15 protein-coding genes are annotated in these 16300 nt (G+C 46.1%); 4 read left to right on the top strand and 11 right to left on the bottom strand.

The genetic code is table 11. The features are described 5' to 3' along the window. Positions 1–174: 174 nt before the first annotated feature. Positions 175–1560 (top strand): PrsW family intramembrane metalloprotease, encoded by a 1386-nt coding sequence (locus IT233_11575; GenBank protein MCC7303271.1) that lies wholly within the window; start codon positions 175–177, stop codon positions 1558–1560. Positions 1561–1652: 92 nt separating this feature from the next. On the opposite strand, the gene IT233_11580 is transcribed toward IT233_11575, so the two are convergent. From IT233_11580 to IT233_11615, 8 genes are all read right to left on the bottom strand, one after another. Continuing rightward, entirely contained in the window at positions 1653–1844 is a 192-nt protein-coding gene (locus tag IT233_11580; protein ID MCC7303272.1) for a cold shock domain-containing protein, read from the bottom strand. A gap of 183 nt (positions 1845–2027) precedes the next feature. Continuing rightward, positions 2028–3242 (bottom strand): hypothetical protein, encoded by a 1215-nt coding sequence (locus tag IT233_11585; GenBank protein ID MCC7303273.1) that lies wholly within the window; start codon positions 3240–3242, stop codon positions 2028–2030. Positions 3243–3260: 18 nt separating this feature from the next. Continuing rightward, complete coding sequence (locus tag IT233_11590; protein MCC7303274.1) at positions 3261–3692, bottom strand: hypothetical protein; 432 nt, start codon at positions 3690–3692, stop codon at positions 3261–3263. 1 nt (position 3693) lies between these two features. Further along, complete coding sequence (locus IT233_11595; protein ID MCC7303275.1) at positions 3694–4293, bottom strand: hypothetical protein; 600 nt, start codon at positions 4291–4293, stop codon at positions 3694–3696. Positions 4294–4453: 160 nt separating this feature from the next. Further along, positions 4454–5008, bottom strand: coding sequence for a sigma-70 family RNA polymerase sigma factor (locus tag IT233_11600; GenBank protein ID MCC7303276.1), 555 nt, complete (start codon positions 5006–5008; stop codon positions 4454–4456). 9 nt (positions 5009–5017) lie between these two features. Further along, complete coding sequence (locus tag IT233_11605) at positions 5018–5974, bottom strand: transketolase family protein (protein ID MCC7303277.1); 957 nt, start codon at positions 5972–5974, stop codon at positions 5018–5020. 1 nt (position 5975) lies between these two features. Further along, a complete protein-coding gene (locus IT233_11610) occupies positions 5976–7364 on the bottom strand; it encodes a VWA domain-containing protein (protein MCC7303278.1) in 1389 nt (462 codons plus the stop codon). Positions 7365–7391: 27 nt separating this feature from the next. Continuing rightward, on the bottom strand, positions 7392–8237 hold the full coding sequence (locus tag IT233_11615) for a transketolase (protein MCC7303279.1): 846 nt from the start codon (positions 8235–8237) through the stop codon (positions 7392–7394). A 197-nt stretch (positions 8238–8434) separates the two neighbouring features. Here IT233_11615 and ychF point away from each other — a divergent pair, with 197 nt between their 5' ends. From ychF to IT233_11630, 3 genes are all read left to right on the top strand, one after another. Next, positions 8435–9535, top strand: coding sequence for a redox-regulated ATPase YchF (ychF, locus tag IT233_11620; protein ID MCC7303280.1), 1101 nt, complete (start codon positions 8435–8437; stop codon positions 9533–9535). 190 nt (positions 9536–9725) lie between these two features. Next, complete coding sequence (locus IT233_11625; GenBank protein MCC7303281.1) at positions 9726–11549, top strand: type IIA DNA topoisomerase subunit B; 1824 nt, start codon at positions 9726–9728, stop codon at positions 11547–11549. A 41-nt stretch (positions 11550–11590) separates the two neighbouring features. Then, entirely contained in the window at positions 11591–14242 is a 2652-nt protein-coding gene (locus IT233_11630; GenBank protein MCC7303282.1) for a DNA gyrase/topoisomerase IV subunit A, read from the top strand. A gap of 12 nt (positions 14243–14254) precedes the next feature. Here the strand turns inward: IT233_11630 and IT233_11635 are convergent, their stop codons facing one another. Genes IT233_11635 through IT233_11645 form a run of 3 tightly spaced genes read right to left on the bottom strand, consistent with a single transcriptional unit; the run spans position 14255 to position 16262 of the window. After that, positions 14255–14404, bottom strand: a complete 150-nt coding sequence (locus IT233_11635) for a hypothetical protein (GenBank protein ID MCC7303283.1) — start codon at positions 14402–14404, stop codon at positions 14255–14257. A gap of 37 nt (positions 14405–14441) precedes the next feature. Then, positions 14442–14849 (bottom strand): lactoylglutathione lyase, encoded by a 408-nt coding sequence (locus IT233_11640; GenBank protein ID MCC7303284.1) that lies wholly within the window; start codon positions 14847–14849, stop codon positions 14442–14444. Between the two features lie 3 nt (positions 14850–14852). After that, on the bottom strand, positions 14853–16262 hold the full coding sequence (locus IT233_11645) for a hypothetical protein (GenBank protein ID MCC7303285.1): 1410 nt from the start codon (positions 16260–16262) through the stop codon (positions 14853–14855). Positions 16263–16300: the final 38 nt, after the last annotated feature.

The raw sequence follows: 16300 nt of genomic DNA on the forward strand, positions 1-16300 counted from the left end.
AAGCCAACGGAGGAAAGGATATTGCGCAGGAAGATGTGTATGTCTGGAAGATTGTGGTGTACGACTTTCTCGGAAAGAAACACAGCTATGTGGGTCATGTGAGTCTGATCCGGTGATCAGAAACAATATTCATTAAGAAAGCGCGGGCAACCCGCGCTTTCTTAATTTTGGATAATGGCGAATCTGGCGGAAATAACAACCTGGATACACGTTGGAGTGGCGGTATTTATCGCCTGGATATGGGTGGATTATTATCGCCTAATCAATATTTATTCCCATAGTAAACTGGGGTATCTGATTCTCACTTTTTCCCTGGGTTGCGCAAGCGTAGGCATTGTAACCCTCTTACACCGCTTTACCCCATTCCCGGCATGGTTACCGGAAGATGGAACGGTGATTGGTGATTTGTTATACTGCGTGATCCGCGTTGGGCTCGTGGAAGAGATCTGCAAATTGATTCCTTTCCTGATCATGTTTGCCCTGTTCCGGAAGCAGATACGTGAGCCCATCGATTTTGTTGCATTCATCTCCGTGTCTGCTCTTGGATTCTCCGCAGTAGAAAATGTATTCTATATGCAGCGATACGGGCCATGGGTAATTGATAGTCGTTCGATCCTTTGTTCTGTCGGACATATGTTCGACACCTCCATTATTGCCTACGGGGTAGTGCGTTATAAATTCCTTCACCGGAAAAACAGCATTCCGCTTGGATTTTGGTATCTTCTGCTTGCTGCAATTTCCCATGGCTTTTATGATTTCTGGCTGACACACAAAGGAGCGGAAAACTGGGGATGGATTGTAACCAACATCTATTTTATGTTCACGATCTCTTTCTACGCCATTATTCTGAATAACGCCCTGAACAACTCTTCCGGGTTCACTTATAAGAAGATCATTGACGGAGATGCACTGGCCAGGAGACTTCTGATCTATTACGGGATATTGTTTCTGGTTCAGTTAATACTGATCTCGCAAAAGCGCACCTTTGAACAAGCGGCCTGGCACATGGCCTATACTTTTATAACAAGTGGATTCATAATTATTATTTCGGTTGTCAGGCTTAGTCGCTTCAAGCTTATCAAGGGGAGGTGGGAAAACCTCCGGGTGGAGTTGCCCTTTACTTTTTCTCCTATGCCGGGCGAACCGAATGCGTCGGCAGGATTCCGGGTGAGGGGAGAGTCCGTAAATGAAGTGAATGTTAACCGCTATTATGAAGAGTATTGCCTGATCACACCCGTTAGTCCGGTAAATTCACGGATGAAGAAACCGTGCGTGGCCTTTATCGAGAAGAAGATGTTTCTCAATCATGAAGTGCCTCATTATCTTGCCCGGGTATACAAGGGGGATTCTATGACCAACCCCGAGTTTTACCTGCTCCGGCCCAAGCGAAGGGGACTCACCCTTATGAATGATCAGTACCCCATTGTGGCAATGATGAAAATAACTACGTTGCCTGATGCAAAGCAAAAAGGCAAATTCACTAAAAAGCTCCAGTTTGTAGAGTGGGCTTCACTTGCGCCTAAGCCGGAACTGCAAGCAGAACGGGCGAGAACGGAATAGAGGGTTTTTGTTCCGGATCCCTTACGACCGGCGCTGTAAAAAAAAAGGGGATCCCATTGCAGGAATCCCCAGGTTCAGGATGATCTCTGGTATTAAGAAGCTCTTACCACATTTACTGCGTTAAGACCTTTCTTGCCTTCTTGAACGTCAAACTGTACGCGATCATTCTCGCGAATTTCGTCTTTCAGCCCACTCACGTGAACAAAGATCTCTTCGCCTGTTTCTGTTTTGATGAAGCCAAAACCTTTGGCTTGATTAAAGAATTTAACTACTCCTGTTTTCATTTTACTTTTGGGGTCTTCCCCGGTTGATGAATAAAATAATTCCCCCGGACTTTCCGGTTCGGTTTCAGTTCAGGAAGAGAAATGGGTTTCTGTTGGTATTTACTAACAAAATCTAATCTCTTATGAACAGAGCAATGCAAAGATAAGTCAAATATTGCACCCTTTAACCATGTACAACCGGATTCAGAATTCCCCGTCCTCTACCAGATCCTCTATGTCCTTATAAGACAGGCGTTTAATGTCTTTTTCCTTCCTGTTGACAGGGTTATTTCCTCCACCCGGATCAGAGTTGTTATCACCCGGATCAAAGGTGTTATTCAGGTGAAATACCTCGTACATCTGCGTATTCCCAGCCATCTTTTTGGTTTTTCCTAAGCGAAGTGTAAGCCCGAACTGAATAAATCCCCTGGCGCCTTCCAGCGGCTCGGAAGCAAAAGGTTTTATCCGTTCCAGTTTCTCGCGATTTTGCTGATAAGAAGCGAATCCCATCCAGTTAAACAGGGTGACTCCGGCGCCTGCGTAAACGGAGAAATAACTCGATGGAGTGTATTCCAGTTTTAAGCCCGACAGGTACTCAAGCCGCCCGAAAATAATATAATTGCTGTCAGCGCTGAGCCCGCTGTAAATCAGCGTGTCTCTGCCGTCATTCAGATGAGCGCTGTTCGCAAAGTTATAGATACCTCCCATTGGTTTTGCATACATACTAGCACAGAATTTTTTTCCGACGGGAACGTTTACAGAAATGTTCCTGGGAAAGGTGAAGCTGGCGTAAACTCCATCCAGTTTTCCCAACCGTATTCCGATCACCGGCAAGTGCAGCCGGTCACCAAAAAGAAAGGTCTTGGTGATGCCCAGTTTGAAGCTGAACCAGTGATTCACGGTTCGGTTGAAAACAAGTACCGACGCCATCCTGAACTCATGTCCGGTTTTTACCGTGTTGTCTCCGGTAACAAATGGAGAAAAATCAAAAAACCAAATATTCTTTTCGCCATTGTTGTAGATATAGCGAATTCCTACCGACGATTTGAAAAGGGTATGCTGAGATGCCAGGTTGCTAAAGTGAGGCCGTGCCTTCAAAAAACTTCCCGTGATCAACAGGTGCCGGTTCGCAATCACTGTACCTTCCTTTTTATGAATATCTTTTGTGTAAACGGGGATGTAAAAACTCGTCACCCCCTGTGAAAAGGAATAGTTGCCGAGCGTGTCAATTTTTTCATTGTCAATTGCGTAGGCTCCGGATCCGTACCAGTTAAACCAGAAGGTGCTGTTGAAATAATGTTTGGGACCACGTGCAAGGGTGTCCTGAGCATAACCGCTGTTTCCAAAAATAAAGGGCAGCAGCACCATTAGCAGTTTCACTGTCCACAGCAACTTATCACTGCCTAACGTTCTTTTCATACAAATTTCTTACAATGCTTACTGCTCACTGCCAGACTCCTTTACTTTGATGATCAGTACCTTCCTGAATTCTTCCTCTGCTTTAAAAACGCGGGCTGCCTTTTTTGGAGGTATCGCTGCTTTTATTTTTTTAATCATGTCCTTCTGCAGGTCAAGCTCTTTTTGTTTATAGGAAATCTCCGCTTCCATCAGTGCATTAGCCTCTTCATCACTCAACTTATCAAGGTCTGGGTATTTTGCCTTGAGCGATTGGCGGTGGGATTTTCTGAGGTTGTCTTTTTTCTGCAGATAGTCGTTATAGATCGGCCAGAATTTAGCGGCCTCATCTGTAGTAAGTCCCATCGCCTTGTTCATAACGGTGACTCGCAGTGCATCAATGTCGTCCTTTGTGCTCTTCTGGGAATAAAGTCCCAGCGAACAGAGGAAAAAAAGTATCGTTATCGTCCTCATGTTATTCTGTTTCGTTGATCTCCGAACTGATTTCTTCACCGGATTCCAGCAGCAGATCTTCCGCAGCAGATTCGTCCGGACCTTCATGCATTTCCACTCCCATTTCTTCCAGGAGCGATTGTTCATCTATGTTAAATTGCTCGGGATTTTCAATAACAAGCGATGTGCTGGATTCACTAAGCAGAAATTGGCCGTTGCCGGGGGTAGCGCCGTCCTTCAGAAAAAAGAGCAGGCTGCTGATTCCTGTCATAATCAACAAACCGGCGGCAACGGCCCACCACGCGCGTGTACGCGAGATTCGGACAATTTTTACCTCTTTTTCCGAAGCATCTTCCTCCCTGATCTTCTGCATCACACGGGAGGAAAGAGTTTTAAAATAGTCTCCGGGTATTTCATGCACTTCATCCTTCTGACGGTAAAGCTGCTCCGTTGCAATGCTGGCTTTGATCTGTCCGGGAAGTTCCTCAAAGTACGTGGGAGGTATCTGAAAAGGATTCGCTGTGCCGGCTTCTTCCATGTGGGACTGTCTGATTATCCTTACCCCCAATTCATCAAAATACGCAACAGGCACCGTAAAGCCATCCTTTGAAGGAAGTCTCATTTTAGAGCGAATCATCCCGGGTAGCTCCTCAAAATACCCTTCTGGTAATGTAAAAGGGTTGTTTTTCAGTAACTTATAATCTTTTATTTTAAATACCCTATCCATTCAATAATCAGACTGCCTAAATCGTAAAAGGTTTAATGCGTATCCCGGTATCCCATCATCTCTCCATATTCTTTATCATATATTCCTCTACTTTTTTCACCGCGTGATGGTACGACGCCTTCAGGGCACCGACAGAAGTTTCCAGCACATCGCTCATTTGTTCATAAGGCATTTCTTCAAAGTAGCGCATATTGAATACGATCCGTTGTTTGTCCGGAAGATTCAGAATGGCTTGTTGCAGCTTTTTCTGTAATTCATCTCCCTTAAAGTAGTTGTCGTCTTCCAGCGTTTTACTCAACCCGTGCGCTACATCATCAAAGTTGACGTACAAATGAGCTTTCTTCTGTCGGAGAAAGGAAAGAGATTCGTTTGTGGCGATTCGATAGAGCCAGGTAAAGAGTTGGGAATCTTCATTGAATTTATCCAGGCTCTTCCACACTTTTATAAAAACATTCTGGACAACATCGTCCGCATCGTCATGACTGATAACGATACGCCGGATATGCCAATAGATTTTTTTCTGGTAGCGTTCCACCAGATGTGTGAACGCGCGCTCCCGGGTATCGGGAGTTCTGAATTGGGCCAGTAGTTCCTTGTCAGTAAGTTCCACTCTCTTAGATCAGGAGCGGCGCTTCATGGCCTTCAGGGCTTTCTCTGCTATTGCTTCTTTGGTAAGCCCGTATTTCTTCATGAGTTCCGCCGGCGTTCCGCTTTCTCCGAACTGATCGTTCACAGCTACCATTTCAACCGGGCAGGGAAATTCTCTTCCTGTCAGTTGTGAGATGGAGTCTCCAAGCCCTCCGTGGGCCTGATGCTCCTCCGCTGTTACGGCGCATCGGGTTTTGCGTACGGAAGTTAAGACGGCTTTTTCGTCTAAAGGTTTAATGGTATGTATATTTATTACTTCGGCAGAAACACCTTGGGCTTCAAGCAGTTCGCATGCCTGTATGGCTTCCCATACCAAATGTCCGGTGGCAAAAATGCTTACATCCTTACCCTCATTAAGCATCACCGCCTTGCCAATCTCGAATTTTTGATCCGCCGGAGTGAAGTTAGGTACAGCGGGTCTTCCGAACCGTAGATACACAGGTCCCTCGTAATCAGCAATGGCAAGAGTGGCAGCTTTGGTCTGATTAAAGTCGCAGGTATTGATCACCACCATGCCCGGCAGCATTTTCATTAGGCCAATGTCTTCAAGAATCTGGTGGGTGGCACCATCCTCGCCCAGCGTAAGTCCGGCATGCGACGCACAGATTTTTACATTCTTCCCGGAATAGGCCACACTCTGACGAATCTGATCGTAAACCCTTCCGGTGGAAAAATTAGCGAAGGTGCCAGTGTATGGAATGTGTCCTCCCACCGTCAGCCCGGCTGCCATTCCTATCATATTTGCTTCTGCGATTCCTGCCTGAAAAAACCTTTCGGGATTTTCCTTTTTGAAGGCATCCATTTTCAGTGAACCGGTGAGGTCGGCGCAGAGTGCCACCACTTTGGGATTTTTCTTTCCCAGTTCCTGAAGGCCGGCGCCAAAGCCGCTTCGTGTATCTTTTTTTTCGGTGAAGGTGAACTTCTTCATTTCAGTACATTTTGACAGTGGATGAACCGCCGGGGTTGATGGTAAATTTACGCTCTACGGTGTATACAGACTCTTTCGCATTTTGCGGACGGTATTCGACGCGGTAATTACCGGGCTGCAAAACAATATTTTCACTGGTAAGAGTGCTCTCAAGATTGGTCACCCAAACCAGCTTCCCGTTCTCTTCAAGGTATAGGCTGCACGGACCCGGGCTGGGCCGGATGATTGTTGCGATGCCTGATTCCTGAATTTCAATGGTGGTTGTGGTGCTTTGCGAAATCGTCAGGTCTTTCATCTTGATCCTCGGCAGTGTAAGAATTTCTATATCATAAAAGCCGGTAATGTACTTCTCAGGATCATTGATCATCTGCACATTCAGTGTGGACGGATCTTTGCTTTTTCTGACGATCACCGGCAGCGACTTATAGTTGTTGGTACCGTTAATCTTTACATACAATGTTCCCTGAGGGGCGTCCACAGCGATTACATTATGCTTGCCTGGTGTAATGGTAATATTCTCCTTGCTTACAGGCGGAATTGTATGCACAACCATTTTATAAGTTCCCAGCGGATCGATCATTAGTGTGTCCGGATTTCCGCGGTGATTGATCGTGTGCATGTAGTTATATTTGATCTCTCCGCTGTACTGGTCATAAAATGTCATATTCACGTCTGTTTCAGTGGGCTTCCCGGATTTATCAAGAAGATTCACCTGCACAGAGGTATTATTCAGAACCTGGGTAACTATAACATTCAGAATATTCTTGAAACTTTCCTCACTGCTGGCGTCGTAGTATTTCCCGATACATCCCATCTGCTCGCCAAAGAGCTGGTTCAGACCAATGCCGATTACAAATGGTTTAAGTACGATGCCGGACTTCTGCAGCTTCATGGCAACTTCACAGGGATTTCCGCCGCATTCCTCAATGCCATCTGTAATCAGAATGATCACATTACGGGTGTTGGCTTTTTTCGGAAAATCATTCGCGCATTGGCCTAATGAATAGGCGATAGGGGTAGTTCCTGTTGGAACCAGGCCTTTGATCTTCGCTTTCATCTTCGGGATATTCTCTACCGGCACACCGAATGGCACTTCCAGTTTCGTGTCCTCACAGTTGCGTTGCGGCTGCAAGGGGAACTGGTGACCATATACGCGCAGAGCAACTTCCAGATTTGGTTTGCCTTTCAGACTATCCAGGAAATCACAGAACATCGCTTTCGCTTTATCAATTTTAATCCCTGTTTGCCACTGTCCGTACATACTGAACGAATCGTCGAATACAAAAAGTATCCGTGTGGTCGTCTGCTGGGAGAACGCAGCAACAGATAACAGCAGCAACAGCAGTAATGCTGCAACTGAATAACTTCCTGAACGTTGTTTCGTCTTCACAATCAATGCAAGGGTATTATATCATATTTAATAATCTCCCAACGTCTCTTCCAGCTGTGCCAGCGCTTTCTTTAGTTGTTCATCGTTTGGCGCTACTCCATGCCAGTGGTGTGTTCCCTCCATAAAATCTACTCCTTTTCCCATCTCAGTCTTCATCAGTATCATCACCGGCTTTTTATTTCCGCACTTTCCTTTCGCTTCATTGAGCGTATTGACCAGCGCAACCATGTCATGTCCGTCGGTTTTTAGTACCTCCCAGCCAAATGCGTGCCATTTTGCTTCCAGATCACCCAATGGAAGCACTTTATCTGTCGGACCGTCAATCTGTTGGCCATTCACATCTATAGTGCTGATGAGGTTATCTATTTTATTGGCCGATGCAAACATGGCCGCTTCCCAGATTTGTCCTTCCTGGATCTCTCCATCGCCATGCAGGCTGAACACCAAACTCTTATCCTTATTCAGTTTTTTACCCAGCGCTGCACCTATCGCCACAGAAAGTCCTTGCCCCAGTGAACCACTGGCAATTCGTATGCCCGGAAGTCCTTCATGTGTGGTCGGATGGCCTTGTAATCGGGAATTGAGTTTCCGGAAAGTGGCCAGCTCATGGACGGGGAAATATCCGCTACGTGCGAGTACGCTATAGAGAAGTGGAGAAATGTGGCCGTTGGAGAGGAAAAAAATATCTTCACCATACCCATCCATGCTCCAGCCCTTGGCATGATGCTTCATTACGTCGAAGTACAAGGCAACAAGGAAATCCGTACATCCCAGAGAACCTCCGGGATGGCCTGATTGAACGGCATGTACCATTCTTAAAATATCTCTTCGAACCTGAGAGCTTGTCCTTTTCAGTTCGTCAATCTTCGACATAGGCCTTTGGCGTGTTAATGGGGTCTGAATGACCTCTTTTGCTTCCATGAAATATCATTTGTGGTTAAAATTACCCCTATTTGATACGCTGCTGATTTTGCTGTTGAAAACTTATAAGAATGTTGAAAACTAGGGAGAAAGGTACTCCGTGTATGCTCCCGGTCGCCGGTAACTTTGCGCCCGAAAATTCGATTCATATGGCACTTAAATGCGGTATTGTGGGATTACCGAACGTTGGTAAGTCTACACTTTTTAATTGTTTGTCGAATGCCAAAGCGCAGGCGGCCAATTTTCCATTTTGCACTATTGAGCCAAATGTGGGAGTGATCACGGTTCCTGACGAACGGCTGAATAAGCTTTCTGAACTGGTGAAGCCTGAAAGGATTGTTCCCACCACAGTGGAGATCGTGGACATTGCCGGTTTGGTGAAAGGCGCAAGCAAAGGCGAAGGTCTCGGAAATCAGTTTCTTGCAAATATTCGCGAAACCAATGCTATTCTGCATGTGTTGCGGTGTTTCGACGACCCTAATGTGGTTCATGTAGACGGCTCCGTAAATCCGGTACGCGACAAGGAGATTATTGACACGGAGTTGCAATTGAAAGACCTTGAAACGGTAGATACGGCGTACAAACGCCTGGAAAGGGCTGCAAAATCAGGAAACGACAAGGATGCGAAAAAGAGGGTTGAAGTGATGCTGAAAGTGAAACAAACACTGGAATCAGGTAGCAATGCCAGGGCCTCGGGGTTGAGTCCTGAGGATTTTAGTCTCATTGCTGATCTTCACCTTCTGACGATGAAACCGGTAATGTATGTATGCAATGTGGATGAGGCCGCCGCGAAGACAGGAAATAAATATGTGGATGCGGTACAGGAGCTGGTTAGGAGCGAAAATGCTGAGGTTCTGGTGATTACAGCTGCTATGGAGGCAGAAATTGCCGCACTCGAAACGTACGAGGAGCGGAAGGCATTCCTCGATGATTTGGGTCTTCAAGAACCTGGTGTTAATAAATTGATCCGCGCTGCTTACAAACTCCTGAATCTCCAAACTTACTTTACGGCCGGAGTGAAGGAGGTGCGGGCATGGACCATTACAAGGGGGATGACCGCGCCACAGGCAGCCGGGGTGATCCATACTGACTTTGAGAAAGGTTTCATCAAAGCAGAGGTGATCAAATACAAGGATTTTGTTTCACTTGGATCGGAAGCTGCCTGTCGCGACGCCGGGAAACTGGGAATCGAAGGCAAAGAATATATTGTTGATGACGGAGATGTTATGCATTTCAGGTTCAACGTGTAAAAGGTAGAGTCTGTATTAAGTTCAATGAAACAGTCACAAAAAAATTCTTTGATAATGATCCTGCTCCCTTGCTTTTTTTCTTTGCATGTGTTTGCTCAGAAGAAAAACTGACTCTGTCCCTAAGGAATACATGATCTGTTAAAATGCAATGGAAGGAAAAGAATAAATTTTGAATTAGGAAACGGAGAAAATGGCAAAGTACACAGAAGCTGACATTCGATCGCTGGACTGGAAAGAGCACATCCGGCTGCGACCCGGGATGTATATAGGAAAGTTGGGAGACGGCTCCTCCTATGATGATGGGATATACATCCTCATTAAGGAAGTGATAGATAATTGCATTGACGAATATGTGATGGGATTCGGCAAGCAGATAGATGTGGAGGTAAGCGACGAGAGTGTAACCATCAGGGATTATGGCAGGGGCATTCCGCTTGGGAAGGTTGTAGACTGTGTTTCGAAGATCAATACCGGGGCCAAATACGATTCGGAGGCCTTTAAAAAGTCCGTTGGCCTGAATGGAGTGGGCACCAAAGCGGTGAACGCGTTATCCTCTCACTTCCGCATCCAAAGTGTCAGGGACGGGAAAACGGTGATCGCCGAATTTCAGCGTGGCGCACTGAAAAAGGAGGAACGGCCGAAATCTTCCTCAGAAAAACCGGGCACCATTGTGATCTATACTCCCGACGAGAAAATGTTCGGAAAGTTCCACCACATCAATGAGTACGTAGAGCGAATGATGTGGAACTACGCTTACCTGAATACGGGGCTAACCCTGAATTACAACGGCAAGAAATTCTATTCTGAGAACGGTCTTAAGGACCTTCTTACAGGAAAAATTGCAGAAGATCAGGTATTGTATCCCATCATTCACCTGAAAGGGGATGACATAGAGATTGCGATGACACACCACAATAGTCAGTACGGTGAGGAATATTACTCCTTTGTGAATGGTCAGCATACAACCCAGGGCGGGACTCATCTTTCCGCGTTCCGGGAAGCAGTCGCCAAAACGATCAAGGAATTTTACAAAAAGGATTTTGACGCGGCGGATATCCGGACCTCAATTGTAGCGGCCATCTCGGTGAAAGTGCAGGAGCCGGTCTTTGAATCTCAGACGAAAACACAGTTGGGATCCCTGGACGTAGGACCAAAGGGGCCCTCGATGCGGAGTTTTGTGGGAGATTTTGTGAAGAATGCACTCGATAACTACCTGCATCAGCATCCTGAAATGGCCGAAGCCCTCCAGCAAAAGATCATCCAGAGCGAAAGGGAACGCAAGGAACTCGCCGGTATCCAGAAACTGGCGCGTGAACGGGCGAAAAAGTCAAGCCTTCATAACAAGAAGCTGCGCGACTGCCGGGTTCATTTTAACACGAATCATGAGCGGGCGAAGGAAACAACCCTTTTTCTTTGCGAAGGAGATTCTGCCAGCGGATCTATCACAAAGGTAAGAGACGTAGAAACACAGGGAGTATTCAGCCTGAAAGGGAAACCTCTGAATGCGTTCGGTCTCTCTAAAAAAATTGTTTATGAGAATGAGGAATTCAATCTGATCCAGGCAGCTCTGGATATTGAGGAAAGTGTGGAAAACCTGAGGTACAATAACATTGTGCTTGCCACCGATGCGGATGTGGATGGGATGCATATTCGATTGCTTCTGCTGACTTTTTTCCTTCAGTTTTTTCCGGACCTCGTAAAAAACGGACATGTGTACATCTTGCAGACCCCGCTATTCCGTGTGCGCAATAAAAAGGAAACCATCTATTGCTATAGCGAGCAGGAAAAACGGAAGGCAGTAGAAAAACTGGGACCGAAGCCTGAGATTACCCGATTCAAGGGACTGGGAGAAATATCTCCGGATGAGTTTAAGAATTTTATAGGAAAGGACATGCGGCTGGAGCCGGTGATCATTGGGCAGGAAACCAATGTGGCGAATGTTCTCGCTTATTATATGGGTAAAAATACCCAGGAACGTCAGAATTTTATTATTGAAAACTTAAAAGTGGAATAGGATCTTGCAGAATCTGCCTGATCCTGAAATGAAGATGCGAAATGGCTAAGAAGAAACCTGAGAGCAAAGGCAAAAAGAAGGCAAAAAAGGGAGGGGAAGAGGAAGACGGTCCAAATGTACCCCGTCCGGTGAACGATAAATCCGGATCCGTAATTCACTTGTCCGGTATGTACGAGAACTGGTTCCTCGACTACGCGTCCTATGTAATCCTTGAGCGCGCAGTTCCGCATGTGAATGATGGATTGAAGCCTGTTCAGCGCCGGATACTGCATTCACTCAATGAGCTGGAAGATGGTCGCTATAATAAGGTTGCAAACGTTATTGGAAATACAATGAAGTATCATCCGCATGGAGATGCTTCGATAGGTGACGCAATGGTGCAGATCGGCCAGAAGGACCTGCTCTTTGATTGCCAGGGAAACTGGGGAAATATTTTAACGGGCGATAGTGCGGCGGCCCCAAGGTATATAGAGGTCCGTTTGTCTAAGTTCGGGCAGGAGGTGGTATTCAATCCTAAAACTACCGTCTGGCTTTCCAGTTATGACGGAAGGAATAAGGAACCTGAAACTCTGCCTGTAAAGTTTCCATTACTCCTGGCTTCCGGTGTGGAAGGGATTGCGGTTGGATTAAGTTGTAAAATCCTCCCCCACAACTTTATTGAGCTCATTGACGCAAGCATATCAGCATTAAAAGGAAGAAAGCCGAATATTTTGCCGGATTTTCCTACGGGGGGCCTCGCAGATTTTTCTGCATACAACGAAGGTTTGAGAGGAGGAAGAATACGCGTGCGGGCCCGCATACGTCAGGAAGACAAAAAGACCCTCGTCATTTCTGAAATTCCTTTCGGCACTACCACCGGGTCACTGATTGAGAGCATTCTTTCCGCGAATGACAAAGGCAAGATCAAAGTAAAGAAAGTTGAGGATAATACAGCCGAGAATGTTGAAGTGGTAATCCATCTGATTCCGGGCACCGATATTGATAAAACCATAGATGCACTTTATGCCTTTACGGATTGCGAGGTAAGTATTGCTCCGAACGCGGTTGTTATTGAAAACGACAAACCTGTATTCCTGGGTGTGAATGAAATGCTTCGCCGTACTGCATTCCGTACGCAGGAATTGTTGAAGCAGGAATTGGAAATCAAATTAAACGAGCTGCAGGAAGATTGGCATTTCAGTTCCCTTGAAAAGATTTTTATAGAAAAACGTATTTATCGCGACATTGAAAACTGCGAAACCTGGGATTCTGTAATTCAGACTATTGATAAAGGGCTGAAACCCTACAAAAAGAAATTTTTGAGAGAGATCACTGTCGAAGATATTACCAGACTTACCGAGATCAAAATCAAGCGCATCTCTAAATTTGATGCGAAAAAGGCAGATGAGTACATGAAGGGTCTGGAGAAGGGCATTGCAGATACTAAGCATAACCTGAAAAATCTCACAGACTATACTATTGAGTATTACAGAGAGCTGAAGAATAAATACGGAAAAGGAAGAGAGCGGCGTACGGAGATCAAGAGCTTTGAAGTAATAGAGGCCAGGCAGGTGATCATTAACAACACGAAATTGTATGTGAACCGGGAGGAGGGATTTATTGGATGGAGTTTACGGAAGGATGAGTTCGTCTGCGATTGTTCAGAACTCGATGAGATTGTGGCATTTGCAGGCGACGGAACAATGCGGGTGGTCAAAATGGCGGATAAGGTCTTCATGGGAAAAGATATCAGGCATGTGGCCGTGTTTCGGCGCGGGGAGGAGAAGACGGTATATCATATGGTGTACCGCGACGGCCCCAAGGGGATCACTTTTATGAAACGCTTTACGGTGGGAGGGGTTACCCGCGATAAAATGTATTCCCTTACCCGCGGCACGCCCGGTTCTGAGGTGCTCTATTTTTCAGCCAATCCGAACGGCGAATCAGAGGTTGTATCTATTATCCTTCGCGCAGCTCCATCTTTGCGCAAAACAGAATTTGATGTGGATTTTGGAGCCATGGCAGTAAAGGGCAGGGATACGATCGGAAACCAGGTTACAAAATACACGGTCCGTAAAGTGGTAATGAAAGAAAAAGGGGAGGGGCAGATACAGAAAGTGAAGGTTTGGTTTGATGATACTGTTCATCGTTTGAACAATAGTGAGAAGGGAACCTATGTAGGAGAATTCCGCCCGGAAGACAAGATATTGTCTATTAACCAGCGAGGTGACTACCGGATTACGGGCTTCGAGACAAGCATTCACTTTGAAGACGATATTATACTGATTGAAAAATTTGACCCGCGCAAGGCGGTAACCGCAGTTTATTATGATGCGGATAAGAAAGGATATTTCGTTAAAAGATTCATTGTGGAACTGGCACGTGATCGTGTGGGATTTATACCGGAAGGGAAAGACAATGCCCTGGAGCTGGCCACTACCCAGCGCGAGCCGGTGGTGGCTTTAAGTTTTCGCGGACAGGACAAGAAGAAGAAACTGGAGCTGTCCCGTTTCGTGGAAGTTATGGGCGTAAAAGCGAAGGGAAATAGATTGCATTTTGATAAGATCAAAGGGATGGATCTGCTTCCTGCCAAAGGCGGAGCGGATGATCCGGAACTTGAATTTGAGGACAGCAAGCTGTCTCCGGTGCAGGAAGCGAAAGCCAAAAGCGTTAAATCAAAAAAGGGGAAAGGCGGTCAGATAGAACTCTTCTGATGAACGTGCGCTTTACCGGCATGGGAGTGATTTGATCCGGATACTTCCATTGTCTGCCATTTCTTTTTTAACAAAGGTTTTCTCATGCGCCGATGAGTCATCCTCCACCATTGGGGAAATACCTTCGATCTTCAGGGTGATTTTTTCGGAATCATCAAACATGAAACTTAAACTTTTTGTTTTAAGGATACAGTATCAACTACAACCATTTCCTTTCAATTGCAGAGGCAAAGGCAATTATATGTCCGTCCGGGTCCGAAAAATAACATGCGCTGTGACCCCAGTCTCTGAGCAGTATGGGGCTGATTAATCCTGCCCCGCTGCGTAGGGCATTGTTAAATTCGGCTTCTATGTCGGTTACATGCAGATAAAGTTCACAGCGGGGAATTCCATTGCCGGATCCGGGATCAGGTGTTTTTCCGTTAAGTATTTTAGCGATACCCCGGTTGGGCATCAATCCTAATTTACAGTTCTTGGAAATCCGGAATTCTGTCATCCCGGGTACATGAAGTTCCGGCTCCTTACGAAAAATATTTCGGTAAAATATGCAACTGGCTTCCTGATCACTAACATATAAAACCGTTTGGAACAGGAGAATGTGATCCATCTATCAATGTATAACAATCAGTTTAACTGTTTCCGGCGGACGCCCGTGAACATGAACCGTAATACAATAGACACCGGATTCCCAGTCTTCCGTGTTTAAAGGGATGACATGCCGGCCCTTCCCGTATTGGCTGCGAACAGAAGGTGATATTTGATACCCTGCGATGTTGGTGATGAAGATATCCGCGAATGCGGGCACTGGCAAGGATAAAACCAGCTCCGCGGAATGAACAGCCGGATTCGGATACACAGCGGCGTTCTGATGCCATTGGTGCAGCTCCTGTACCGATGTGGAGGAGGGAAAGGAGGGAGGCATTGAACTGCAGGGACCTCCGTAGGCACCCATATCATTCCGCAAAATTCCCATAGAGGGGAATAGGGCGAAGCCGGGATTTCCGGTATCCTCATTATCATTATACACTGTCGTACTGTCTCCTGCATCCACACAGGGTGAGTTGTTCAGAAGAAAATAATTCTGCGCAACGAAAACCGGGTTGGCATTCATATTTCCGGCTCCGGTGTAACCGCCACCAATATCGCAATAACTCACGGTCAAGGTCGAGGTCGTACTTTTTATCTGTGTGGCCGGAAAGTTTCCCCAAATGATATTGTTTTTTAAGGTGACATTTGTGGCTGCCCAGGAGGATACCCCTCCCGTTCCGTTTGCAAGTGTTGAATTATTGTTCGTGATGGTGTTGTTAATAATCAGCTTCGGCGTATTGGAAAGATTGTTATAGATCCAAATTCCTGAACCGCCGTAATAATCCTGCCCTCCGGTATTGGAGGCAATGATATTGTTTGTTAATCGGCATCCTGTATAATTGAGTACTATTCCTGCCCCGTATCTTGCTTTGTTTGAGATAATGGAGTTAGAGCAGATAAGAGGATTCCCATCGCCAACCCGTATGCCTCCTCCTCCGGTACTAACTACTCCGGTTTGATCCGTACAGGCATTGTTGATAATCAGATTATGACGGATACTTGGAGAGGATAACTCGATCAGTATCCCGCCTCCTTCCCGGTAAAGCCCCGCCCCGTGAATGTCATTCCATTTTGTTCCCCCGCCACCGGTAATTGTAAATCCCTGAAGAATGGCTGTGCTGTCTTCCCCGGAATTAAAAATCACACAACTGGCCGTATCTGAATCAGCCGGCATACTTCCGTTGATGATGGTCAAACGGATGTAGGTCGTGTCTTGGATTAAATAGTAAAGGCTGGTTACAAGGATGTTTTTCCCCCGGAAATTAATGTTTTCAAAATAGGTGCCGGGTGATACAGCAACTGTATCTCCCGCAGAGGATGCGTTGATTGCTGCCTGGATACTTGGGTAACCGAGCGGTACAGTAAGTACTGCGGCTCTGCAGCAAAGGCCTGCCAGCAGTGTGGATAAAACCAGTAAAAGTCTGTTATTCATGTGAGAAAAATGTCAATAGAATTCGATTTACAATGCGT

The organism is Bacteroidia bacterium (genome assembly GCA_020852255.1).
GTDB lineage: Bacteria > Bacteroidota > Bacteroidia > JADZBD01 > JADZBD01 > JADZBD01.